Genomic DNA, 25,272 nt, shown 5'->3' with positions numbered 1-25,272 from the left:
AAAAAGATATGAAACAGATAAAATTTATTTTCAGCATCCTGTTCGTAGCATTGCTTGCAGGCTGCTCTGATGAAGACGGCGATACCACATTTGCCGATAAGGCCGACGCGCCGCAAAACATTTCGGCCCTGTTCACCATTACTCAGGATAATAGCGGCCTTGTTACCATTGCGCCCCATGGCGAAGGAGTGGTGTCATATGAAATATATTTTGGTGACGGCACCGAAGCCCCTGCGGCCGTGCAGGCAGGCGGAAAGGTAAACCACGTATATACCGAAGGCCAGTACAGCGTTAAGATAATAGCGACGGGAATTAACGGCAAAACGACAGAAGTTACCCTGCCACTTACCGTGACATTCGTACAGCCTGAGAACCTTGAGGTAACCATTACCGCGACGGTAGGGAATCCGTTCAAGATCAATGTTACCGCTGAGGCCGACTACGAGACGCACTTTGACATATTTTTTGGAGAGGACCCGTTGGCTCCGGCAGTTCAGTATAATGAAGGCGCTCCTGCGGTTACGCATACCTATGCTACTATTGGTACCTATACGATAACGGTTATTGCTTACAGCGGCGGCGCTGCTACGGCTGTTTACACACAGGATGTGACCATAAACAACCCATTGCTGTTGCCTATAAATTTTGAGAACCCTACACTGAATTATGCCATTACTAACTTTAATGGCGCTACAGGTTCAAAAGTTGCCAATCCGCATTCAGGAGGTATTAATACCAGTGCCAACGTTGCAGCGATGACTCCGGCAGCAGGTGCGGTATATACGGGTGGCTTCCTGACGCTTGACACACCTGTAAACCTTACTGTAAATAAATTCATCAGGGTAAAAGTATGGTCGCCGGCAGCAGGAGTTCCTGTATTGCTTAAGCTTGAGAACCTTACGAACGGCCAGGTGGGCCACGAAGCGACTGCGGTAACAACTGTCGCCAACCAATGGGAAGAATTGGTATTCGATTATTCATCTGCAAGTACTGCACAGCAGTATTCCAAGCTTGTTTTCTTCTTTAATGCAGCAAACAACGGAACGGGCGATACGTACTATTTTGATGACATTGTACAGTCGGCTACAGGTATTCCGCTTGCATTCCCTATCACATTTGAACAGGGAGGAGTAGATTATGATTTTGAAAGTTTCCAGGGAGCAGCGACATCTGTAATAAACAATCCACACATTGGCCCTGCGAACCCAAGCGCAAAAGTGGCTCAGTTCTTTAAGCCTGTTGGCAGCCAGGTATGGGCAGGCTCATTCCTGACCATGACCGACCCTATTGATTTTACTACAAATAAAGTTATTAAGATGAAGGTATGGAGCCCTACAGCAGGAACCCCTGTGATCGTGAAATTTGAAAACATGGCCGGAACGAACAACATAGAGCGCGTTGTATCCACGTCTGTTGCTAATCAATGGGAGGAAATGACCTTTAATTTTAACGATATTGTAAGCGCCAACAATTACAGGAAGATCGTTATCTTCTTTGGTGGAGGTCAGCCGGGTACAGGCGCGAATTACTATTTTGATGACATTAAACTTGTAAACAATTAAAAAAGCATGAAAAAGATATTAAAACCTTTCAGCATTCTGGCGGCACTGCTTATGCTTGTGATAGCATGCCAGGACGACGACAAGAAGTTTGGCGACCTGGTTGCCCCGACAAACCTTACCTTTAGCTATGATATTGTTGGTCAGTCGGCCGAATTTCCAAATGGTGACGGTACCGGGAAGATAGTGATGCATGCCGGCGCTGATAATGCCATTAGCTACAAATTCATTGTGGAAGGCAATGATGCGGGAACGGTTTCCGGCGGGAATTTCCCATATACGGCAACAACGCAGGGCGTGAACTCTTACGAAGTTACAGTAGTAGCCTATGGCAAAGGTGGTGTTGCTACAACAGCTTCTTTTATGGTAGAGAATGTTCTGCTTAACTTTCAGGATGAGGAAACTACACAGTTCCTTACGGGCGGCGCAAGCAAAGTATGGTACATTAAAGCAGCCGAGCAAGGACACCTTGGCGTAGGCCCTAACACTCCTGACGGTGCAAACAACTGGCCGTCATGGTACTCTGCGGCTCCGTTTGAAAAGGCCGGAGCCGAGGCAAGCGATTGCTTTTACAACAGCAAATTTACTTTTAGCCTTGTTGACGGCTTGATCAAATTTGAACATGATAACGGAGGGGCGACCTTTGTGAACAAAGATTACACTGCCGAAATAGGCGGAACTGCAATAGGGACCGATACCTGCCTGCCACACGATGTTTCGGGCGTGAAGAACGTTACCCTTGGAGCATCGAGCTCGTATGTGGCCAATGTGAGCACAGGTACGCAATTTACGATATCTAATAACGGTTTCATGGGCTACTACATTGGGGCACACACGTTTGAGATAATGGAAATTACGGCCAACAGGATGCAGGTTCGCTTTTTACAGGGCAACAGTACCGCGAACGCCTGGTACATGGTATTCAGTACAGAGCCACCGTACGGAACTGAAGAGCCTGAGTACAATACCCTTGCATGGGAAGACCAGTTTAACTACGAAGGTGCTCCGGATGCAACTAAGTGGAATTTGGAGACCGGCAACAACGGCGGATGGGGTAACAACGAGCTGCAATACTACAGGGCCCAAAATGCTACTGTGACCGGCGGATCACTAAGGATCACTGCAAAGGCCGAAAGCTTTAACGGCTTTAACTACACCTCTGCCCGTATGACGACCGAGGACAAAAAAGAGTTTACTTACGGAAGGGTGGAGATACGTGCCAAACTTCCTACGGGCGGCGGTACATGGCCTGCGCTATGGGCATTGGGTGCCAACCACAACCAACCGGGCTTTACATGGCCGGCATGCGGAGAGATCGACATTATGGAGCACGTGGGCAACCAGCAGGATGTCATTCACGGCACGCTTCACTATCCCGGGCATTCTGCCGGTAATGCGAATACTTCTTCAACCACAGTTGCGGGCGTTTCTAATGATTTCCACATTTATGAATTAGTATGGAGCCCAAGCTTTATTAAATTCTATGTAGACGGTGAGCAGTTTAAAATATTTGCCAACTCCCCTACTGTTCCTTTCAACCATGATTTCTTCCTGATATTCAACGTTGCAATGGGTGGCAACATGGGCGGCGCTATCGCTCCCGGCTTTACCCAGTCGACAATGGAGGTAGATTACGTAAAGGTTTTCGAATAATATAAAACATCTGTTCTAATATCCAGTGCGGAGGGAAGCCCTAAAAGCGGCTTCCCTGCCCCATTGGACACTAAAAAATTATAATGAAATATAATTTACCAAAATATGCCCTGGCAGCCCTCCTTGCCATAGCACTGGGATGCAGTTCCACAAAACAGGATATTGCTTCATCATCATTGCCGATCGAGCGAAAAGTAGATTCGGTTTTGAAGCTCATGACACTTGAAGAGAAAGTGGGCCAGATGAACCAATATAACGGTTTTTGGGATGTAACGGGCCCGGCGCCAAAAGACGGAGACGCGGCCGAGAAGTATGAGCACTTAAAAAAAGGCTGGGTAGGCTCTATGCTGAACGTAAAGGGTGTAAAGGATGTAAAGGCTTTGCAAAAAATTGCCGTGGAACAGACCCGGTTGGGAATACCGGTCATTTTTGGTTATGATGTGATCCACGGATATAAGACCATAAGCCCCATACCACTTGCCGAAGCGGCGAGCTGGGACATGGAGGCCATAAAAAGATCGGCAGGGATAGCTGCCGCCGAAGCAGCAGCTTCGGGACTGAACTGGACTTTTGCCCCTATGGTAGATGTGTCCAGGGATGCACGCTGGGGCCGCGTTATGGAAGGCGCGGGCGAAGACCCTTACCTAAACAGCCTTATTGCTGTTGCAAGGGTACAGGGATTTCAGGGAGACCTGGGCGAATTTAACCTGGCAGCTTGCGTAAAGCACTTTGCAGGGTACTCTTTTGCCGAATCTGGCAAAGATTATAATACGGTAGATATAAGCCATAACACGCTTCATAATATAGTGCTGCCGCCATTCAAGGCAGCCGCCGATGCAGGTGCTCTTACCTTCATGAACTCGTTTAACGAGGTTGATGGCACCCCCGCGACAGGCAACGCATTCCTGCAAAGGGAATTGCTTAAAAAAGAATGGAACTTTAAGGGATTTGTAGTGTCGGACTGGGGCTCAATGGGCGAAATGATGGCCCACGGCTATGCGAAAGACCTGAAGCATGCCGCAGAACTTGCCGCGAACGGCGGCAGCGATATGGATATGGAATCGCACGGTTATGTGCTGCACCTCGCAAACCTGGTAAAGGAAGGCAAGGTATCTGAAGATAAAATAAATGATGCCGTGCGCCGTATACTAAGGGTAAAGTTTGAACTTGGCCTTTTTGATAACCCGTACAAATACTGTGACGAAACGCGTGAAAAACAAACCATAGGCAAAAAGGAATTCCATGATGGTGTGCTGGACATGGCCAAAAAGTCGATAGTGCTTTTAAAGAATGACAGCAAAAAGCTGCTGCCACTAAAAAAACAGGGGCAGAAGATCGCGGTGATAGGCGCATTGGCTAATGACAAGACCAGCCCGTTGGGCAGCTGGAGGATCGGGGCCGATGATAACACTGCCGTATCTGTAATGGAAGGGCTCCAGGAATACAAGGGCAACCAGTTGGTATATGCCAAAGGTGCCGATGTGGCGCTGGGCAACCCCAAATTCATTGTGGAGACAAAGATAAACATGACCGATAAAAGCGGCTTCGGCGAGGCTGTAAATGCTGCAAAAGGTGCCGACGTAGTGATCATGGTATTGGGCGAGCACGGATTGCAGACCGGAGAAGGCCGTAGCCGTGCCGAGCTTGGTCTGCCGGGCGTTCAGCAGGAATTGTTGGAAGAGGTATATAAAGCCAATCCGAACATTGTACTGGTACTTACCAACGGAAGGCCGCTGGCGTTGCCATGGGCAGCACAGCATATCCCAAGCATTGTGGAAGCATGGCATTTGGGCACGCAAAGCGGGCACGCGATCGCGCAAGTACTTTATGGCGACTACAATCCGAGTGGCAAGCTGCCAATGAGCTTCCCAAGAAGCGTAGGCCAGGCGCCTATATACTACAACCATAAAGCCACGGGAAGGCCGGGCAACGGACAGCCTACAGAAAGCGTTTTCTGGTCGCATTATATCGATGAGCAGCCTACCCCACTCTACCCTTTTGGGCACGGATTGAGCTACTCTAAATTTGAGTACAGCAACCTGAAGCTGGGCAGCCCATCGTTTGCGGCGAAAGGAAAATTAACCGTATCTGTAGATGTGGCAAATAACAGCGCAGTTGACGGCAAGGAAGTAGTGCAGCTATACATAAGGGACTTTATCGGGTCGGTCACACGGCCGGTAAAGGAACTGAAAGGCTTTGAACTTGTTGAGATAAAGGCAGGACAGAAAAAAACAGTTACATTTACCATCGACGAGAGAACGATCGAATTTTATACCGCGAATGAAAAGTGGGAAGCAGAACCGGGTGATTTCAGGGTGTTCGTGGGTGGAAGCTCATCAACATCGCTGGAGGCAGGATTCAGCTATAATAAAGATGCAAAACCATGAAAAGAACCGCGATAGCGATAGCAATTGTGTCGGCCCTGACAGTTTCGGCACAGGTGAAAAAAGGCAAGCTGGTGTGGGAAGAGAATTTTAACGGCAAAAAGCTTGACGAGAAGGTGTGGAACTTTGAGACCGGAGACGGCTGCCCCAACGTATGTGGATGGGGCAACAACGAACGCCAGATCTATACTAAAAACAACCACAGGCTGGAGAACGGACACCTTATCATAACGGCAAAGAAAGAGGGCGACAAATATACCTCGACCCGTATAACCACTGCCGGCAAGAAAGAGTTCAAGTACGGCTATATCGAGGCGCGTGCCAAGATACCTACCGGAAAAGGCATCTGGCCTGCCTTTTGGATGCTGGGCTCGAACATTGGCCAGGTAAGCTGGCCGTTGGCCGGAGAGATAGACATTATTGAATATGTGGGCAAAGACCCGGGCATGGTGTACAATACCCTGCATTTTAAAGACCGCCACGGTGGCAATGCCCTGGGACACCGTACAGCATTCCCTAAGATCGAGGAAGGATGGCATACGTATGCTGTGAACTGGACGGCCGATAAGATCGATTTCCTAGTGGATGAGAAAGTACTGTTCACTTATACGCAGGAAAACAAAACCCAGGAGAACTGGCCTTTTGACCAGCCTTTCTTCATATTGCTGAATATGGCGATAGGCGGTAACTTTGGCGGGCCGGATGTAGACGACAGTATTTTCCCGCAAGAGTACCACATTGATCATGTAAGAGTATATTCCAACTAAAATAGACTTGAGTTAGTTCCGAAGAACGGGTGCCTGAGAAGGTGCCCTTTTTCATTGTAAGCCTGTTGTTAAAAATCGTATTATTGCTTTTTAGAAGAACATGGAATATAACGTTTATGATCCCAGAGAGGAACTGGCCCGGCAGGTACGCTACCACTGGAGCCTGGATGCCGGTGCCGATGGACCCAAAGAACGGGAACGCATTTTTCCTGACGGTTGCATTGAACTGATCTTTAATTACGGCGAGCTTTTCCGTAAGCATGAGCCGGACGGGACTTCGTCCCTGCAGCCGCGAGGTATCCTGTACGGGCAGATACGATCGTACATAGAGGTGCAGCCAACCGGGGCGGTGGGGCTGTTCAGTACACGCTTCAATCCTGCGGGACTGCAGCCATTCATCGACGTTGATGTAAATAATTTTACCGGAAGGGCACTGACCGTTGCTGAAATATGGGGCGATGACGGGATCGCTCTGGAAGCTGCGATGATAGCATGCGACAATAATGAAAACCGCAAAGCCACCGTTGAAAATTTCCTCCTGAAAAAATTAATGTCGGTCGCTTATGATAACCGAGATGTAGAATATTGTGTGGAATCCCTCCTGAAAAGCGAAGGCAGCGTAAGCATTGATAAGATGGCAGATGAGTTAGAAATAGGGCAGCGCCAATTGGAGCGGAAATTTGTCGCTGCAGTAGGGCTTTCTCCAAAGTTCCTGGCGCGCATCATACGGTTCCAGAATACGTTACAGCTTATCGAAAAGAAAGAATTTATAAGCTTTACGAATGTGGCCTATGACAGTGGATTTTATGACCAGGCACATTTCATCAGGGATTTTAAAGAATTTACCGGACTCAACCCTAAGCAGTATTTTTCGGAGAATTTAGAGATGGCAAAACATTTTGTTTTTGATGAATAGTCCTCACCCCCAACCCCTCTCCGAAGGAAAGGGCGAAACGTGCTCACTCAGCAGTAATTCCGATCATGATAATAATACCTTATGTCGCTTTTTTACAATTTTGCTGTTTATCCAAACTGCATATTTGCATCAAAACAAATCATAACAATGAATAGGACACTTACGCTTTTATCAACTGCAATAGTATGCGGGGCAGTGCTATCGTGCAACAGCAAAAAGGAAACGGAAAGTATAGCGACCAATGCGCCTGATGTTAAGACATATCCTTTGATGAAAAAAGCAGCCTGGCTTATCGGCAGCTGGGGCAACACTACACCCGAGGGCATTTTGACCGAGAAGTGGAATAAGGAAAACGACTCGGTGTACCACGGCGAAAGCTATTTTGTGATAGGCAAAGACACCGTTTTCTCTGAAAGTATCCAACTCGAAGAATCAAATGGCAAACTGGTGTACAATGTTACCGTACCGGGACAGAACAACGGCCAGGCCACGCCGTTTGAGCTAACCTCATCGTCCGATTCGCAAATGATTTTTGAGAACCTGAAGCATGACTTCCCGAGCAAGATAACGTATAACAAAATTACCAACGACTCGCTAGTGGCTGAAATATCCGGCATGCAGAAAGGCAAGCCGGCCACTGAAACTTTTGAAATGAAAAGGCAGTAATTTTTGACTTATATAATACGAAACCCTGCCGTTAAAGCAGGGTTTATCGTTACCGCCGTGCCTCAAAATACCTAAAATAAGAGGCACACCCCGATTCATACAGGTCGCTGTAATACGATGGATAGAGCTTCCTGAACTTATCCCTGTACTTGTTGTGGGCAAGGGCATAATCGTAGCTGCTGGTGTTATAATCATCTTTTGTGGTTACGTGCCAATATTCCACTTTCTTATGCTCGCATTTTGCCGCCAGCCTTAAGCACAGCGCACGGAATTTCCGTGTTTTGGCATATTTATAAGCCTCCAAAAAGTATTGCTTTGCCTGATCGCAATTATGGAAATCGTCCTCATCGGGAAGTGAACTGGTAAGCTTGACGCTCGACCATGTATAGCGCCGCATGTACCAGGTATTGCCATTCTGGGTCATGTTGTAATAGCAATTCGCTGCAAGGAAGTTATAATAATCCCTATCCTTTTCGGCAGGGTCGGCACCTTTTGCTATGTATTTTATCAGGTGCTTCGTTATATCGGCCTTGGTAAGTTGTATGCTGTCTCTCCGCTCGACAAAATCGGGCGTATATTTAAATTCATAGAATGGGTTGTCATCCAAATACCCGGTACTGCGTGAATCGGGCGCCATTTTGTTGAAGGCCGCAAGCGCTTCGTGCAGCCTGTTGAGGCGCAGGTACTTTGTCCCCAAAAGGTCATTCAACTCGTTCACATCTGTTGCTTTGGCATACAGCCAACTGGAAAATGCGTCCTTTTTACGGTTATTGTTTATATCCGAAATAAGGTTTTTTACCGCAGTAGTGCTATAGGTCCCATCGATATATTCGAACCAGTAGCGGTAATAATCATTGTAATAAGGCGTACGTTGGTCCTTTGCCTTCCATTCCGTGTCGTTAAGGTGCGAATAGATCAGCGCTGCATCGGTGGTATTGCCGAGGTACTCCAGTTCACGGCCTATGGCGAATACAAACTTTTCATTGTGGTTTTCCAGCTCCGACATGAGCAATGCCTTTACCAACCCTGGTATTACCGCGCTGCCTTTGGGTTGGTTGGCCGTAAGGCACAATGCCTTGATCAGCGCCAGCTGGTGCTCTGTATCCTTTGGCAAATCGTGCTTTAGTGAGTTGATATATGAGAGGCAGCCATTATGATCGTTTACCATAAATAAGAGGTATGCCTTTGCCGAACGGAACACCTCAGCATCATGTACCTTATTCAGATCGACCGAATTAACAAACCGCAGCAGCTTTGCCGCATACTGCCTGTCGTCGGCTATCCTTTGCAGCAGGAGCGGTGTTGTGTTTTTTTCAGGCTGCCACGGATCTTCTGACAGCGACGGACTGAAATAGGAATAATACGGCGTATAGATCCAGTCCTCCAGCTTGTTCATTTCGCGCACGAGCAAAAAACCAAGAGCTTCCGACGATGTGTCATTTTTGTAAATGCCTTCCAGCAACTTCAACGATCGATCGGTTTTTCGCATACCTGCCATTTCGTAGATCTCAGCTGCTTCTTTCTTGTTTTTGGCATGCTTCAGTACTTCTGCTAACGGTAACTCATTATGGAAATAATAGGATGCCACGAAACGCTTGTCCGGCGCTTGTGCGAAGGCCAGTGCCGCGTAATAGCTTTGCAGCGCCGGATCTTTTTCGGCGGCGGCCCTAAAGTAAAGGCTCCAATAATCGATAATATTCCCGGGCTGTTTTTTAGCGAAATAACCATCATATATACTTCTTAACTTAGCATAGTCTTTGTTATAAAATGCCATGCGTATCGCCAGGAAATAATAACGTGACCTGATAAGCGCATTCTTTGCGGACCTTGCCTTGTCAATGGCGATATCTATCCTGCTTTTGCGCTTTGGGGCAACAATGTCGGCATCGCGTTCCCATGGATCTTCATAGTATTCGTTCATACTCTCGATCTCTTTCGCAAACCTTAAATACTCAAGTGCTTCTTTATCGTTTATTTTGTTCAGGTGATCCAGCATCTCATTGTCAAAGATGGCATTGCCGTATACTGCATCCTCCACACTCTGTGCCGATACTTTATTGTTGCAGTAGCTCCTCCATAACGCTATATTTGGGTCGGTATCCCTATCCTGCCGGTAATCTATAGGTGGGTCATATAAAAAATAGGACGCTGTATAATTGAACATGCCATACCCCGGATACCTCCCCAGATAATCCTTAAAAAAGCAGTAACGGATATCGTCGCCAGTAGGATAATACCAGCAGGCGCGGGCAGTTTGCACAACACTACTCAGTAAAAGCAGTGTAAAGGCGAGCGATCTCTTCATGGCTGTATTTTTTTAATTGTCCTTCATCTAGGTGGAAAAGCGCAACGGTAATGGTGTCGTCCAGCGGTACGTTCTTCTTTATCAGTTGTATCACTTCGGCCAGGGCTTCTTTTGTCACTTCTTCCTGCTTGATCCTGTCGCCTCTGCGGATGAAAATGTCATCTACCACAGTATCCCTCACCGCCTCATACCATAAACCCTCGGTTTTACGGAAACCTCCATCGGCAATTGGGTTGCTGTGGAGGATCGCGCGGAACTTATTGTTCTGGTACAGCTGGGCCCACGAATATACCGGCAGGGCAATGTCCAGATGCAGCGGGTATTTTTCATCGGTGTCGAGGTAACTGGCCAGCTCGTCTATATCAAGTATGGTATTCTTCTTTTTGTCTTCCAGCGGGTGTATCAGGTTGTAGCACATCAGCATGGCACTATCCACCGGTGGCACACCCATTTTATCAGGATATTTGTACGGATACAGCCGCAGCGTACAGCTGATCTTTTTCTGTGACAGCGCCTTCAGCTTTTTAAGGAAATAAAAATAATTGTCTTTTGTAGAAGGTGTCCAGTCGCAGTCCATCTGGTACTCCTTAATACGCCCAAAACCTATGCTGTCCCTGGTTACCTGGACAGCATATTTCCTGATCAGGAAGTTTACATTGTCCGCGAGCGAATCCAGACCTCCATGGGTGCATTTTTTAAATACCTCGTTACGTAAATATACTACCGGCACTACCGTATAATTACTGTCCGGGTCATACAGGTGGAATTGTGTTTTGGCCGTGGGAATGCTGCCAAACAGGTCATCCGACTCCACCTCAAAGAATTTCACGTACAGCTTTTTGGCTTTTACCGACTTTACCAGAGTATCTTCAGCATCGGCAAGGTTCCAGGATGCATTCTTCCAAAAGTAGAACGAACGTTCAACGCGCACTGCTTTGTGCTCGGTACACGATAACAGCAAAAGTGCCGCGAAGAGCGACAGGATCATGGGTTTCATCAGTAAGGTTGGGATTATAAAAGACTAACGTAAAAGCCTGTTAAAAGTATATGTTTTGCTTCAATTATTTTCATAAAAAACCTGTTTATTTCTAAACAGGTTTTAATGCGATCTATATCGTTAGAGTCTAACATTAATTTATTTAACCACATAGATACATAGGCATATAACCACGTATAAATGACAGACGCCGATAGCGCACATAGTGAAGCGAAGCTTTAGCCTTGTGTTCTCAACTAGCCTGAATTATCTACTTCTAAAAGCTATGTAGCTATGTGGTAAAAGACCGGTTACTTCTTTGGTATGTTCTCCAGTATCTCCAGTATGAACTTCCAGTACTTCTGTGCTGATGATATACTTGCCCTTTCATCGGGGCTGTGCGCGCCTTTTATGGTCGGCCCGAAGGATATCATATCCATTTCAGGATAGTTCGTCCCCAAAATGCCACATTCAAGTCCGGCATGGCAGGCTACTACATTGGCTTTGCTGCCGTTCTGCTTTTCGTAGATCTCGGTAAGCACGTCAAGTATAGGCGAATTAACGTTAGGTGTCCATCCCGGGTAAGAACCGGAGAACGTCACCTCGCAGCCTATAAGCTCAAATGCCGAACGCAAAGCATTGGCAAGGTCTAACTTACTGCTTTCAACAGATGAACGCGTCAGGCAGCCTACAGACAGTTTCCCGTCCTTCACGATCACCCTTGCAATGTTGTTGGAAGTCTCCACCAGATCGGCCATGTCGGCACTCATGCGGTACACGCCGTTATGGGCAGTATACAGCGCGCGGATCAACCCTTCCTGTACACCCAGTTCCATTACTTTGGAAGGCGTATCTGCTTTCTCTATCAATATCTCCAGGTTCGGCTCGGTGGTTTTGAATTCGGTTTTGATGTCGTTGATCACTTCCTGCATGTCGAATACAAAAGCCTCATCGAATATTTCGGAAATGATCACTTTGACAAAACTCTCCCTAGGAATAGCGTTGCGAAGGCTGCCGCCGTTTATTTCAGCGATCTGCAGGCCAAAGTTCTCAAAGCTGTCAAACAGCAGGCGGTTCATGATCTTGTTGGCATTGCCCAATCCTTTGTGGATGTCCATCCCCGAATGGCCGCCATTCAGCCCTTTCACGGTAATGCTGTAGCCTACTGAGTTTTCAGGAACGTCTTCTTCGTGGTACTGCCTTTCTGCGGTCACGTCTACGCCACCGGCACAGCCGATGTCTATCTCATCGTCTTCCTCGGTATCGAGGTTTAACAGGATCACGCCATTTAATAATCCACCTTTAAGGCCCATCGCGCCGGTCATACCGGTTTCCTCATCAATAGTAAAAAGCGCTTCAATGGCCGGGTGCGGAATGTTAGTGCTTTCCAGTACCGCCATGATGGTCGCTACCCCAAGGCCGTTGTCAGCGCCCAGGGTTGTCCCTTTTGCACGCACCCAGTCGCCATCCACATACATGTCGATGCCTTGCGTATCGAAGTCGAACACCGTATCGGAGTTCTTTTGGTGTACCATGTCCAGATGGCTCTGCATCACGATCGTCTTACGGTTCTCCATGCCTTTGGTGGCCGGCTTTTTAATGATCACGTTACCCACTTCGTCCTCAATGGTCTCAAGGCCGAGCTTGCTGCCAAAATCTTTCATGAAGGCAATTACCCTTTCCTCTTTTTTGGATGGGCGCGGCACTTCGTTCAGGTCGGCAAATTTATTCCAGAGCGCTTTTGGCTCAAGGTTCCTTATTTCCTGGCTCATTTATGTTTGTTTGTTGTTTGATTATACTATATACTTCTTAAAAATATCTTTTACGTCCTTCTCCCCTACCTCGCCTATCCAAATATTTTGCGGCTGCAGGCAGATGTTGGGGGCCGTTTTGCAATTGTCGGTACATTCCATGCACGTAAGCACTACATTGCGCTTCAGGCCGTATTCCTTTATAAGGTGCTTAAAGCCTTTGAACACCTCATTATTGTAGCGGCTGCATTTTTTGCCGTCGCAAATGAATATAACTTTTTCCGGCGCATCGATCTTCTTCATTGAGGTGTCCTGTTTGCTATGACAAAAATACGACTTATAGTCGTTTACTTACTATCGTAAATTGATTTATTGACCTCACCCCAACCCTCTCCAAAGGAGAGGGAGAAGCTTCTCTCGGATGGGTATAAAAAATCAAATTGAAGATTACAACTATCAAACTTTAAAGAAGCGATTAATTTTACTGCTGGCACTCGTTCCAAGCTCCCCTCTCCTTTGGAGAGGGGCTGGGGGTGAGGTCGTTTATACTTGCTAACGATATTAAAAAACACCCTATATTTACAGTATCAATACCGCCCCATGAAGAAAAAGAAAGTCCTTGCCCTGCTCCTTGTTGTACAAATGATCATAGTGAACGTGCTGGGGCTTTTCCCAGATTTTGTAGAGCGCTTTTACAGCAACGGGATCTTTCCTTTGCTATCGAAAGGTTCGCGGGTATTATTGGGATGGACAGGCATATCGATAGGCGACATCATTTATTTTATTGCCATCATCCTCTGCCTTCGCTGGCTTTGGCTAAGGCGCAAGACCTGGCGGAAGGAATATAAGGACAACCTGCTGACGATGGCCGCGGCATTTTCCATTTTTTATTTCCTGTTCAATTTTTTATGGGCGCTTAACTACAGGCGCGTACCCCTGCATGAAAAAATGGGCATCGGGAAAGATTACGAGCTGACAGAGCTTGTGGCTTTCACCAAAAGGCTCATCATAAAAACCAATGCCATCCATGCGCATATCGAAAAGAATGACAGCGTGAAGATCGTTAGCCCATATACTGTGGAAGAGATCTATTTAAAGTCGATAAACGGGTACCAAAACCTGGCGAAGCCTTTTCCTTATTTTGCGTTTGAGCATGAGAGCATCAAGTCGTCACTTATGAGCACTCCCCTGTCCTACATGGGTTTCGGCGGCTATCTTAACCCCTTTACCAATGAAGCGCAGGTAAACCGCAACCTGCCCAAATATAACCTGCCCACAACCGCATGCCATGAGATGTCGCATCAAATAGGCTATGCCAGCGAAAGCGAGGCCAACTTTATAGGGTACATGGCTTCGATCTATAATGATGATGCTTATTTTCAATATTCCGGCTATTCCTTTGCCCTTAAATACTGCATGAACAACATTGCCCGGAAAGACGAAAAGCTTGCCAAAACCCTTGCGCCGTTCATCAGTAAAGGAGTGCTGGCTAACTTTAAGGAGAGCGAAAAATTCAGTGAGGAATACGATTCTTTTGTTGAGGACATTTTCGAATTCGTTTACGATAAGTTCCTAAAGGCCAACAATCAAAAGGACGGCCTCAAGACGTATAGCAAGTTCGTGGGGCTGCTGGTCAATTATTATTCTGATAAAGAATTATGATGCGCCTGTAACAAATTAGTTGTTTCACCTACCAATGCAGCATGAGTGCATCACTTGAAAAGTCATTTGTAAACCAGCTTCAGGAAAATCAGAACCTGATACATAAGATATGCAGGCTCTACACCAATAATGAAGATGCCCACAAAGACCTTTTTCAGGAAATAACCATTCAGCTGTGGAAAGCCTTCCCACAATTTAGGGGCGATGCCAAATTCACTACCTGGGCCTACAGGGTGGGGCTTAACACTGCCATTACCCTTTACCGTAAAAAGACCCGTACGGTAGAAACCATAGAATTTGACAACAAGCTGCACAAAATAGACCAGGACGAATACAACTATGAGGAAGAGGAGCACATAAAGCTTCTTTACCAGGCCGTGCAGCAACTTAACGATATTGAAAAGGCGCTCGTGTTCATGTATCTGGAAGACAAGGACTATACCGAGATCGCCGAAACGCTGGGCATCAGCGAAGTGAACGCCCGCGTGAAAATGAACAGGATAAAAGGAAAATTGAAGAAAATATTAAATCCATAATAAAATGGACGAGTTAGATATATTAAAACAAAACTGGAAGAGGACTGCGGAGAACTTCCCCAAATTCTCCGAGCAGGACATTTATGCCATGCTGCATAAAAAGTCGTCTTCCATCGTAAAATGGATACTCATCATCAGCATACTGGAATTTGTATTCTGGCTGGGCATTTCATTCCTGATGAAGGACAGCCAAAGCACAAAACAAATGGATAACCTGCATGTAGATTACATTACCATACCCATGACGGTGATAGGCTACATGATCATCATTTACTTTTTCTGTAAATTCTATATCAATTATAGGAAGATAACGGCTACCGATAACGTAAAAACACTCATGGCAAACATACTGAACACGCGCAAAACCGTAAGCAATTATATTATTGCAAATATTTTGTTCATCATTGTTTCATGTGTTGTGATCTTCACGATCTTCTTCCAGAGAGACCCTGTACTTCTGGATACTTTAAGCAAATATGAGGCGAACGGCGACGCATCGATGTTCTACCTCATATACATTGCCGCCGCTATCATATGTATGGCTATTTTCATACTGTTCATATGGCTATTTTACAAACTGATATACGGCTTTCTCCTGAAACGCCTGCACCGTAACTATGAGGAACTGAAAAAACTCGATTTCTAAACCCAACTAAACCAAAACCTGCCATGAAAAAATTACTGATCGCCGCCTTTAGCCTTGTTGCCTTTTTTGCCAATGCCCAAAAACTGGATAAGGGCCTGCTTTGGAAAATATCCGGGAACGGGCTTAAAAACCCATCGTACATTTACGGCACCATGCACATTGTATGCGATAACACACTGGACAAAAAAACGCTAAAAGCACTGGATGATACCAAGCAGCTATACCTTGAAATGGATATGGACGACCCAAGCCTGCCCATGAAAATGATGAGCGGCATGATGATGAAAGACGGAAAGACCCTGAGCACTATGGCCAGCGCAGAAGACCTGAAGCTAATTGACGATTACCTGGTACAAAACACGGGCATGGGCATAAAAATGATGGATAAGTTCAAACCATCGCTGGTAGGGATGATGGTAATGCCTAAGATGGTGGACTGTACGATAAGATCTGTTGAGGATGCCCTGATGAACGTTACTAAAGAACAAAATGAGGAAACCTACGGCCTTGAAAGTTTAGAGGAGCAATTTGCTGTATTTGATGCCATACCTTACGATGAGCAAATGAAGGAACTGATAAAGTCGGCAAAGGAAGGTACCGAAAAAGGCAAAGCCATGTTCAGCAAGATGCTCGAGCTTTACAATGCTAAAGACCTTAACGCCCTGATGGATTTCATGAATGCCGAAGAAAACAAATTTTACGGCGACAACACCGATGTGTTGCTCGACAAACGCAATGCCAACTGGATACCTAAGATCGAAGAAGCCGCTAAAAAAACACCAACATTCTTTGGCGTAGGCGCAGCGCATTTGGGCGGAGATAAAGGCGTGATCGCACTGTTAAGAAAAAAAGGGTATAAAGTGGAAGCTGTAAAATAATCCTTTCATAGCGGCGTTATACCTTTTTAAAAAAAACCTTACATATAATTATAATCGGCCTGTAAATTGTACAGGCCTTTTCATATTCGACCAATACCTTACCAGTCTATGAAATACATTTACGCATTACTTATCACTTTGGCTTCTGTCGGAATGTTCGCACAGGTTGCGAACGACACTATCAAAACCGACAGTATTCGCACAATGGAGACCGAAATGGACGAACTTGTCATCGAAAAGAAGAAAAAAGCGATCGAGCGCCGGGCCGACAGGGTGATATTTGATTTTGAAAGCCAGGCACACCTCAATTCGGGTTCGCTTATGGACGGGCTTAAAAAACTTCCGGGTCTCATCATATCCGACGTTGCGGGGATGATGTACCAGGGCAAGGCGTTACAAGTGTATATGGACGGAAGGCCCCTGAACATCTACTCTAACGAGCTTACCGCCTACATGGAAGGGCTACCGGCCAACTCCATCGAAAAAGTGGAGATCATTACGCACCCCGGCGCCGAATTCCCGGCAACATCGGGTGGGGCGATCATCAACATCATCTCCTCCAAAAATTCGAAGCAATATTTATCGGCCACCTACTCCAACGGCTACAGCTATACCAAATATGAAGACTCCAGGCACCGGTTCAACAACAGCCTGCTCGTAAGCTCGGGCGGAAAAGGCTACAGCTGGCAGCTAAACGGTGGGCAAAGCTATAACGAAGGGTACCAGACCAGCCGGTTCGCCGCAGATGACCTCCTGCTTACACAAAACTATTCCGACAGGGTGAACCGTTTTTATTACCTCAGGTCAGGCGTTAAAATTGAGCTGGGCAAGGACCGCCTGCTGCTGAACTACGACTTCAATACCAATAAGAATACATCATATGTAGCCGCAACGGGTACAGATATTACGTCGGGCGATCCTTTTTTTACTGACGACAAAAGCATGACCGACCGCTTTTATCATGATGGGATGATCACTTACCAAAAACGCTTTGACAATACCCTGAAAAAACTGGACTTCCGCCTGAATTTCAATAATAATAAAAGTGATTTTGGCATGAATTCAAGGTTGAATGATGCCAATGTGCTCGAGAACAACAGTGACCAAAATTTTGTGCAGTTCAAAACTGATTATACACAGGAATTCAATGTGCTGGATAAAACCAAGGTAAACGCAGGAGTTCTGGCCGACCATCTTGACTTTACAGCTGAGAGCTTTGGCACTACTAACCTTGAATATACGCGCTCTACCTACGCTGCCTATGCCGAAGGGCAGGTAACCTATAAAAAGTTCGACTTTATACTGGGCGGAAGGCTGGAATCATATGACATTAAAGGAAATACCGATACCGATGACCTGATACCCTTCAACCTGACGCGCTTTTTCCCTAATGCTACGATACAATACAACCTGATGCCGCAGGTACACATTAATACCAGCTTCAACAAAAAGATAAGCCTGCCTGATACCGGCTCGCTTAACCCCAATAACACCAATTACCAAAACCCGAACGTGGGCTTTTTTGGCAACCCGAACCTTGACCCGGCCATCTTTAACAATTATGAGGTGGAGCTTAGCGCTTTCGAATATTTCACGATAGGCTATTCATATACCGATGCAAAGGACATTATCGTAAACAGGATCATCCAGAACGACGATGGTGCGGCAAGTGTTTCGGTGAACATCCCGAATTCAAGCATCCGGAACTTCAATATTGGCTTGCCGATCCCTTACATGCTGTTTACCAAAGGCCTTGACGCGGTATTGAAAATGGATTTTAACCCGGATGAGATCAATTTCATTTACCTGTACGCGGGCAACCAGCTTCACGAGATCCCGGGTATTGACACCAAGCCGGTATGGAACTTCAACGTTTCCTCACAGATCATCCTGCCGAAGAAGGTGAAGCTTATGGCTAACTTCAACACCACTACCACCGGAGGCAACTATTACTATTATACGGTAAAGCGTCCGGCCTACCAGTCGCTGGACCTTACGTTTTCGCGGAAGTTCATGTCAGATAACCTGTCGGTATCATTATATGTAAACGACCTGCTCAATACCAACAAGCAGGAATTCGGCGCGGTAGGTACGAACCTGATTTACAACAGCAGTTTCGACTCCAGGAGGGTCGGCCTATCATTAAGCTATAAAATACCGACCCGGAACAAACAAGCCCAGGAAAGCAATATCCTGAATAATGGGCAACAACAGCAGCCGTCGCAGGATGTGATAAAATAAAGAGAGAGGCTTGCGGGCCTCTCTCTTTATTTTATATTAGTCTGCCCGGGCAGATCGCCTCTGATCTAATACTGCCACTTCCGTTGTTGGTTGAGTTCCTCCTGCCTTTCCATTTCCTCGGTAGGTATAACTTTAAGGAACGAGGGGTGTTGCTCTATGGCATATTCTATTTTCTCAAGGATCGATTCTACGCTTTCGTTATCGTAATCGATCTGTAATGGTTCTTTTATTATGAAAGACTGCAATATTCCCTTCTTCTTCAGGCGCAGGCCTTTCTTGTCGAAGGAACGCCGGAAACCATCGATAACAATAGGTACAACAATGGGCTTATGCTGCTTGATGATGTGTGCCGTACCTTTACGGATGGGCTTGAACGGCTTTGTAGTCCCTTGCGGAAAGGTGATCACCCAGCCGTCTTCGAGTGCTACACGGATGTTCTCTGTATCATTAGGGTTTACTTCACGCTGTACGTCTTTTCCTTTAGCACGCCACGTACGCTCTACTGTTATGGCACCTGCATAGGAAAGTATACGGGGCAGCAGGCCTTCTTTCATGGTTTCTTTAGCCGCAACATAGTATATATTGAGCTTGGGGTTCCAGATGTACATTACATCCTTAATATTGTCCTCACGGCCTTTGAGCGAAGCATTGAACACATGGAACATGGCCACGACATCTGCAAAATAAGTCTGGTGGTTGGAAATAAAAAGCACATTCCTGTCAGGCAGCGCACGGATGATCTCCGAGCCGTCTATCTGCAGTTCGTTAAAGCCCCTGTAGCGGCGGTGCGTAAGCATACCGAACACGCGTATGAGCCATTTTTTCAGGAAAAGTATATGTCCGAAGGGATTTCTTTTAAATAAACCCATGATTATAGCAAAGTAAACCGCAAACTTACGAAAACGATACTATTTTAAGGCGCTTTTTATAGTTTCTTTAAGTTCGCTCATTATCATCGCGGTAGCGCCCCATACTATATGGCCGCCGGCCCGGAATGCGGGCACAGTAAGACTTTGTGCGTAAGAAGTTCGCATCTCGGCATTCACCACTATCGAATCGTCCAGCATTTCGTCCAACGGGAGATGTATTAGCTCTACGACCTCTTCAGGGTTAGGTACGAATTCAGGTTCATCGGCGGAAACCCCCAAAAAAGGGTACACCAGGAAATTGCTGGGTGGTATGTATATTTCTGAGAATGGCATAACGACCTCTATCGCGCCCGGCAGTACTCCTATCTCTTCGAAGGTTTCACGAAGGGCTGTATCTGCAAGGGTTTTATCGCCAGGTTCAGCCTTTCCTCCGGGAAATGATATTTGTGAGGAGTGAACACCCGGATAGGCATTTCGTTTTATAAGCGCCAGATGTGCCTGCCCGTTTATCGGGTAAAAAAGCATCATTACCGCCGAAATGCGTGGGTCTTTATCTTTGTAAAATCCCTTGTTCAGCGTAGGTACACGTTCCAAAGGCGACATTTTCATGTGCGCATCTATGGCAGGAAGCTGTTGCTGTAGTATCTTTGGGATGTATTTTGTAAATTCGGTAAAAAGCATTTGTAGGGATTTCATCATAAAGATACTCCAAAATGCATCAAAATAAAATGTATGTTTAGCAAAGCTGAGGCTCAAAAAATGAAAAAAGAATTCTGGACCGCATTCGCTGATGCGTATCCCAGAAAGTGGCTGCTGTATGACACTAAAATTAAAGACGTTACTTTTAAATTTTACGTTGACAATAAAAAAGCCCAGGTAATGCTCGACATTGAGCCGAAAGAAGATGACAAGCGCATCATATACTTCGAAAAAATGGGATCGCTAAAAAATATCCTACTCGATGAATTTTTGCCTGAAGCTGTATTCGAGCGTAATTTTTATCTGGAGAACGGCAAGGTCATTAGCCGGGTGTGGGTAGAATTAACAGGTATAAGCCTTTACAACATGGCCAGTTGGGCAGTGATATTCCGGTTTTTCAATATCAGCATGGATGCCTTTGAGCGCTTTTTTTACGAGTACGAGGACTACATCCGCGATCTCGATATTAACACATAATAAAAGGGCCTGCTTTAAATAGCAGGCCCTTTTTATCTTTAAGTAACCTGGGTTATCGAAGCATTGCAAAGTGGCCTCTTAACTCCCTGCCGTCTTGTCTTGTAACTACGAACCAGTAGTCGGTTGATGGAAGCTGTACGCCGTTCAGTGTTCCGTCCCAGCCTTCATGGTTAGATCCAAATGAGGTTACCAGCTTGCCGTATCGGTCAAATATCGTCACTTTCATCTCTGGCTCCATCATCGAATATTTGATGCGCCATTTATCGTGTACACCATCGCCGTTCGGCGTAAAGAAGTTAGGATAATTCATCAGTACTACCTGCTTGGTATCTATCCCGCAACCGTTACTATCTTTAGCATAGATCGTATATACTCCTGCTTCAAGTCCGCTAAATACATTTTCCGGCTGATAATTCACTCCGTCAAGCGAATACTCGAACGCGCCTTCTTCTTTGGTATTAACAGTGATCTCATTTTGATCCCTTGTCCAGTCTTTTGTATCGATCGTTGTGATCGTTGGGGTGATCGATGCCTTGATCTCAATTTCTGTAAAACCGTCACAAACCTTGGTGCCGTAAGCTTTCTCAACAATAACTGTATATACGCCCGGATCAGATACCATGATGCTGCGTGTAGTTTCGCCGGTCGACCAAAGATAGCTGTTGTATCCTGCATTGGCTGTAAGCAGTAACGCTCCGTTATCACATATTGTACCTTCGGCAGTTATCACAGGCTCCTGATAGTCACCTATGAACAGTTTGAAAGAAGTAACCCCATGGCATATAGATATTTGGTTATGTACAAGCCTTACAAAAATCTCCTGACCGTTGGTTACGTTAGTATAGTATTCCGGCAAAGCATTCACGCCATTATGCGCATCTTCTTCTGTAAGGTGGTATGTAATGGTATACATAGCGCTGTGTAATGGACCAAGTACTCCCCGGTTTTGGTCAGTAAGATGGAACTCATGGTTTAGAACGGTCCCTGATCCAGCGCAAATGATCATATCACCAGGATTCGTAGCATCCGCTATAGACGGAAGCGATTGTACATTCAGCCTCTTCTTTACAATGTTGCCACATGAATCTTCGATCTCAAATGTATATTCAGCCGGCGCCAGGTTAGAGAACACATTGCTGGTACCATTGTTCACTATGTATGAAACATTGTCTTTCTTCACGATCCTGTACGCAATAGGATAACCGGTAACATCAAGCATGATGTCGTTTGGCTGGCCAAGGCATGCAAGAGAATAGGCAGAGTTGATCGTAAAAGCCTCAGTATATTCAAATTCACCCAAAATGCTCAAACACACCTGGTTTTCGGCAACGCCATTACCAAAGGTGTCAAACTTTTTTACTATCCTGAACTTACCTGAATAGTTGAGGTTATTGCGTACAGTATTATTATTGAGCTTTATGCTGTTGGCCGTACCAGGTACTGTCCCTTCGGCATAAACAGTATTGTTTCCGGGATGTCCCCATTTACCTGTTGCAGGGTTATATTTTTGCAACCAGTATGAAGAGCCTTCAAGGCCATTACTGCCATCGGTAACCTTAACAGAAAATCCGCCGCAATTTGGTGTATAAACATAACTGTTTACCGGAGCCCTGTACCCTTCAACATTAATTGTCTGATGAGACACTATACCACAAATATCAGTTGCCCTGAACGTATATGTACCTTCCGGAAGGCCGGACATATATAAGTCGCCATCATATAGGATGTTCGTTACATCATGAGGTATTCCAGATCCATATGCAGAAGGGGCTGCAATTATTGACACCGATTGAAGGTCCCCATTACCACTTCTAACACGTACAGTTCCAAAACCGGCTTCGCAAGCAGGAAGGGTAGCAATGTTGAAAGGCTTCTCAACAAAAGCAGGCACAACAACATCTTCCTGATATTCGAAACCACAGTCATCTGTAAAAATAATCGTATAGGTTCCTAATGGCATGTCATTAAGTCCAAGTTTACCTGTTGAATTAATGTTTGACGTAACATTTTTAGGAAGCGTAGCTGTATAAGTTCCCGGGGCCGCGATTATAGTTGCCGTTACGACTTTTTGCTTAGGAACACTTACCCTTATCTTGCCGAACTCAGAAAAACATCCGTTATTAACACCACTCACAGATGGTACAGGCTTCTCAAATTCTATTAGTAATGAAGCTCTAACCATTCTTCCACATATATCTGTTATTTCAACTTCATAATTTCCAAAAGGCACCGGATCAGTATCACTACCATAGTTTAAGGTTGGCTCTGTAAATGGCCCTGCAGAATTGAATGCTGCCGGATCGAAACCTTGAGGAAAACTAATAAAGTTAACAGTATATGATGTAGTGTACTTTGACGCATTTAGTATAAGATATTTTTCTGCACATGGCGCATCACCTGTCGACAATGTCAGATAAACAGACGGATCAACAACATCTCCTATCCTCTCATATACGGCATTACAATTATCTGTAACAGTTATGTCATAATCGTAAGCTTCTTCAAGTCGGGGCAAAACCGCAGCTATAGTAAGCGAATCCGGAGAACCCGTAACATACTCCTGATCAATAACGATCTGATCCCCACCCAATGTCATGGGCGAAAGTGTATAACGCACCTGCAATGGATAATTGATACTGCCCTGCGATGGAGTGATCGTGTTATTCACTGTGATCGAATCGCACGCCATGCCTCCTTCGGCATAATCGCCTCCAGATATAGAAAGTGTCGCATTTACAACATTAAGGTTAAAGGTTTTTACCCTGCCTACCCCGCAATTATTAAAAACCCTTACATTATAAGAGCCCGATGGCAGACCGGTAAATGTATTAGCAGTTTGTAATGGCCTTGTAACAGGACCGGATATGATCTCATAAGAAGCAGCAATACCGCTTAATGTATTCACGATGATTGTACCGCTTCCGCTGCAACCCTGGCCTTGTGAAGTCACACTAAAGTTAAATGGCTGTATATTGCTGGCGATGGTTATGTTTTGCTCTTTAGTATTCAAAAGACTACCCAAAGACTGGAATGCCACAACTTTATAAGTACCAGAAGAGAGGCTTCCCAAAACATTTTGAGACAAAACCGCTATAGGAGCATTGGTATCCGGCAACATATACACTTTGTACAAGATCGCAGCATTTACAGTAGTGTTTGATACTGTAAAAGACAATGAGCCATTACCCTGGCACGTTTCGTCTGTTTTAGACACTTGAAGGTTAAAATCTGAAAGCTGTGCACTAACAGAATTTGAGAATAAAATAACCGCAACAAAGAGAGTAGTGAAAAATTTCATAGTTCAGTTTATTTACATTAATTACTTCTTAACCCTTAATTCCTACACGATTGTTAAGAAGTACATTACTTCATCATTTTCTACTCTGCAATATTACAAAAGAAACCATATAAATATTTGATTATTAGTTAGTTACAAATGTATTTGGTCGATAATTTTTGCAATATTTATATTTTAAATATTCTATATTAATTACAAATTACTGTACCTTAGTCAATTATGAAAAAAATATTTAAAATATATTTAATTTACGTATTGTGTTAAAATTTATTAATTTTTAAATATTTCTTTTAATTTTAATAAATTATCAACAGAATATTATCAAATTTTAACTAAAAACAGATTATTAGATAATGAAATAAATTGAATTATCAAAATATATGTGATGAAAATTCTCACTCGGATTGCCAAAAAAATCTTAAAGTGTACAAAATGAATATGTTAATGAATAATCTTACATCAAAGAGAAAATTTAAGCGGGTCAAATTCGCTTTATAGACCTTATTTTTTTGAGCTATTATCTATGTTAGGGTCAACAATTCCACTTCTCCTATAATATCTGGAAGGCCGTGTTGCAGTTTTATTCGGAGTATTCTTTAATAACTCTTTATGCATAGAAATCACGAAATGTTTTTTAAAGTGCTGTGAGCATGACAGAAGGTCATTCTTATAGTGACTATGTAACAATATTTCGCAGTAGAAATATACATTATACCCTGTTCGTATAAAGGATATACTCTAAACAATATGATACGGTCTAAAGATCAAACCTTACTATTTGTCCGTTAATTAAAGATCTAAAATAAAACACATTCGGTTTGTGTAGGGTTAAAAAAAAGCGATGCCCGGATAGAGCTGTTTGGCTTAACACATTGTAACACCATCTATGCAAATCTTAATTCGAGATATTATAAAACAAAAACCCCTTCATCGTTATGATGAAGGGGTTCTAAAAAAAGGCGATGACATACTCTCCCACAAGATGCAGT

At 44.9% G+C, this 25,272-nt stretch carries 19 protein-coding genes; 12 read left to right on the top strand and 7 right to left on the bottom strand.

What is annotated here, in order from left to right:
- Positions 1-8: 8 nt before the first annotated feature.
- From ACT6R0_RS17595 to ACT6R0_RS17570, 6 genes are all read left to right on the top strand, one after another.
- Entirely contained in the window at positions 9-1,562 is a 1,554-nt protein-coding gene (locus ACT6R0_RS17595; RefSeq protein ID WP_444655231.1) for a PKD domain-containing protein, read from the top strand.
- A 6-nt stretch (positions 1,563-1,568) separates the two neighbouring features.
- On the top strand, positions 1,569-3,212 hold the full coding sequence (locus tag ACT6R0_RS17590; protein ID WP_444655232.1) for a glycoside hydrolase family 16 protein: 1,644 nt from the start codon (positions 1,569-1,571) through the stop codon (positions 3,210-3,212).
- An 83-nt stretch (positions 3,213-3,295) separates the two neighbouring features.
- Positions 3,296-5,599, top strand: a complete 2,304-nt coding sequence (gene bglX / locus ACT6R0_RS17585; protein WP_444655233.1) for a beta-glucosidase BglX — start codon at positions 3,296-3,298, stop codon at positions 5,597-5,599.
- On the top strand, positions 5,596-6,363 hold the full coding sequence (locus ACT6R0_RS17580) for a glycoside hydrolase family 16 protein (protein WP_444655234.1): 768 nt from the start codon (positions 5,596-5,598) through the stop codon (positions 6,361-6,363). The genes bglX and ACT6R0_RS17580 overlap by 4 nt, the downstream gene beginning before the upstream one ends.
- A gap of 100 nt (positions 6,364-6,463) precedes the next feature.
- A complete protein-coding gene (locus tag ACT6R0_RS17575) occupies positions 6,464-7,279 on the top strand; it encodes an AraC family transcriptional regulator (protein WP_444655235.1) in 816 nt (271 codons plus the stop codon).
- Between the two features lie 147 nt (positions 7,280-7,426).
- Positions 7,427-7,945, top strand: coding sequence for a DUF6265 family protein (locus tag ACT6R0_RS17570; RefSeq protein ID WP_444655236.1), 519 nt, complete (start codon positions 7,427-7,429; stop codon positions 7,943-7,945).
- Between the two features lie 49 nt (positions 7,946-7,994).
- Here ACT6R0_RS17570 and ACT6R0_RS17565 read toward each other — a convergent pair whose 3' ends face one another.
- From ACT6R0_RS17565 to ACT6R0_RS17550, 4 genes are all read right to left on the bottom strand, one after another.
- Positions 7,995-10,250: a hypothetical protein gene (locus ACT6R0_RS17565; RefSeq protein ID WP_444655238.1), complete on the bottom strand. Its 2,256-nt coding sequence runs from the start codon at positions 10,248-10,250 to the stop codon at positions 7,995-7,997.
- Entirely contained in the window at positions 10,210-11,247 is a 1,038-nt protein-coding gene (locus ACT6R0_RS17560) for a hypothetical protein (protein ID WP_444655239.1), read from the bottom strand. Before ACT6R0_RS17560 ends, ACT6R0_RS17565 begins: the two co-directional genes overlap by 41 nt.
- Before the next feature lie 290 nt (positions 11,248-11,537).
- The gene (locus tag ACT6R0_RS17555) at positions 11,538-12,998 is read right to left on the bottom strand and encodes an aminoacyl-histidine dipeptidase (RefSeq protein ID WP_444655240.1); all 1,461 of its coding nucleotides are present in this window, start codon (positions 12,996-12,998) and stop codon (positions 11,538-11,540) included.
- 21 nt (positions 12,999-13,019) lie between these two features.
- Positions 13,020-13,280 (bottom strand): (2Fe-2S) ferredoxin domain-containing protein, encoded by a 261-nt coding sequence (locus ACT6R0_RS17550; protein WP_444655241.1) that lies wholly within the window; start codon positions 13,278-13,280, stop codon positions 13,020-13,022.
- A 297-nt stretch (positions 13,281-13,577) separates the two neighbouring features.
- On the opposite strand from ACT6R0_RS17550, the gene ACT6R0_RS17545 reads away from it, so the two are divergent.
- From ACT6R0_RS17545 to ACT6R0_RS17525, 5 genes are all read left to right on the top strand, one after another.
- Entirely contained in the window at positions 13,578-14,639 is a 1,062-nt protein-coding gene (locus tag ACT6R0_RS17545) for a DUF3810 domain-containing protein (RefSeq protein ID WP_444655242.1), read from the top strand.
- Between the two features lie 41 nt (positions 14,640-14,680).
- On the top strand, positions 14,681-15,175 hold the full coding sequence (locus ACT6R0_RS17540) for an RNA polymerase sigma factor (RefSeq protein ID WP_444655244.1): 495 nt from the start codon (positions 14,681-14,683) through the stop codon (positions 15,173-15,175).
- Between the two features lie 4 nt (positions 15,176-15,179).
- A complete protein-coding gene (locus ACT6R0_RS17535; protein WP_444655245.1) occupies positions 15,180-15,821 on the top strand; it encodes a hypothetical protein in 642 nt (213 codons plus the stop codon).
- A 23-nt stretch (positions 15,822-15,844) separates the two neighbouring features.
- A complete protein-coding gene (locus ACT6R0_RS17530; protein WP_444655246.1) occupies positions 15,845-16,699 on the top strand; it encodes a TraB/GumN family protein in 855 nt (284 codons plus the stop codon).
- A 108-nt stretch (positions 16,700-16,807) separates the two neighbouring features.
- Complete coding sequence (locus ACT6R0_RS17525) at positions 16,808-18,940, top strand: outer membrane beta-barrel protein (RefSeq protein WP_444655248.1); 2,133 nt, start codon at positions 16,808-16,810, stop codon at positions 18,938-18,940.
- Positions 18,941-19,005: 65 nt separating this feature from the next.
- Here ACT6R0_RS17525 and ACT6R0_RS17520 read toward each other — a convergent pair whose 3' ends face one another.
- Positions 19,006-19,809, bottom strand: coding sequence for a lysophospholipid acyltransferase family protein (locus ACT6R0_RS17520; RefSeq protein WP_444655249.1), 804 nt, complete (start codon positions 19,807-19,809; stop codon positions 19,006-19,008).
- Between the two features lie 39 nt (positions 19,810-19,848).
- Positions 19,849-20,490: an NUDIX hydrolase gene (locus ACT6R0_RS17515; protein WP_444655250.1), complete on the bottom strand. Its 642-nt coding sequence runs from the start codon at positions 20,488-20,490 to the stop codon at positions 19,849-19,851.
- 51 nt (positions 20,491-20,541) lie between these two features.
- Between ACT6R0_RS17515 and ACT6R0_RS17510 the strand changes: the two genes are divergently transcribed.
- Complete coding sequence (locus tag ACT6R0_RS17510) at positions 20,542-20,985, top strand: DUF4268 domain-containing protein (RefSeq protein WP_444655252.1); 444 nt, start codon at positions 20,542-20,544, stop codon at positions 20,983-20,985.
- 52 nt (positions 20,986-21,037) lie between these two features.
- Here ACT6R0_RS17510 and ACT6R0_RS17505 read toward each other — a convergent pair whose 3' ends face one another.
- Entirely contained in the window at positions 21,038-24,283 is a 3,246-nt protein-coding gene (locus tag ACT6R0_RS17505) for a T9SS type B sorting domain-containing protein (protein WP_444655253.1), read from the bottom strand.
- Positions 24,284-25,272 lie beyond the last annotated feature (989 nt).

The organism is Flavobacterium sp., from assembly GCF_052437795.1.
Classification (GTDB): Bacteria; Bacteroidota; Bacteroidia; order Flavobacteriales; family Flavobacteriaceae; genus Flavobacterium.
The sequence above is the reverse complement of the archived record's forward strand: the minus strand, read 5'-3'. Positions and strand labels throughout refer to the sequence as shown.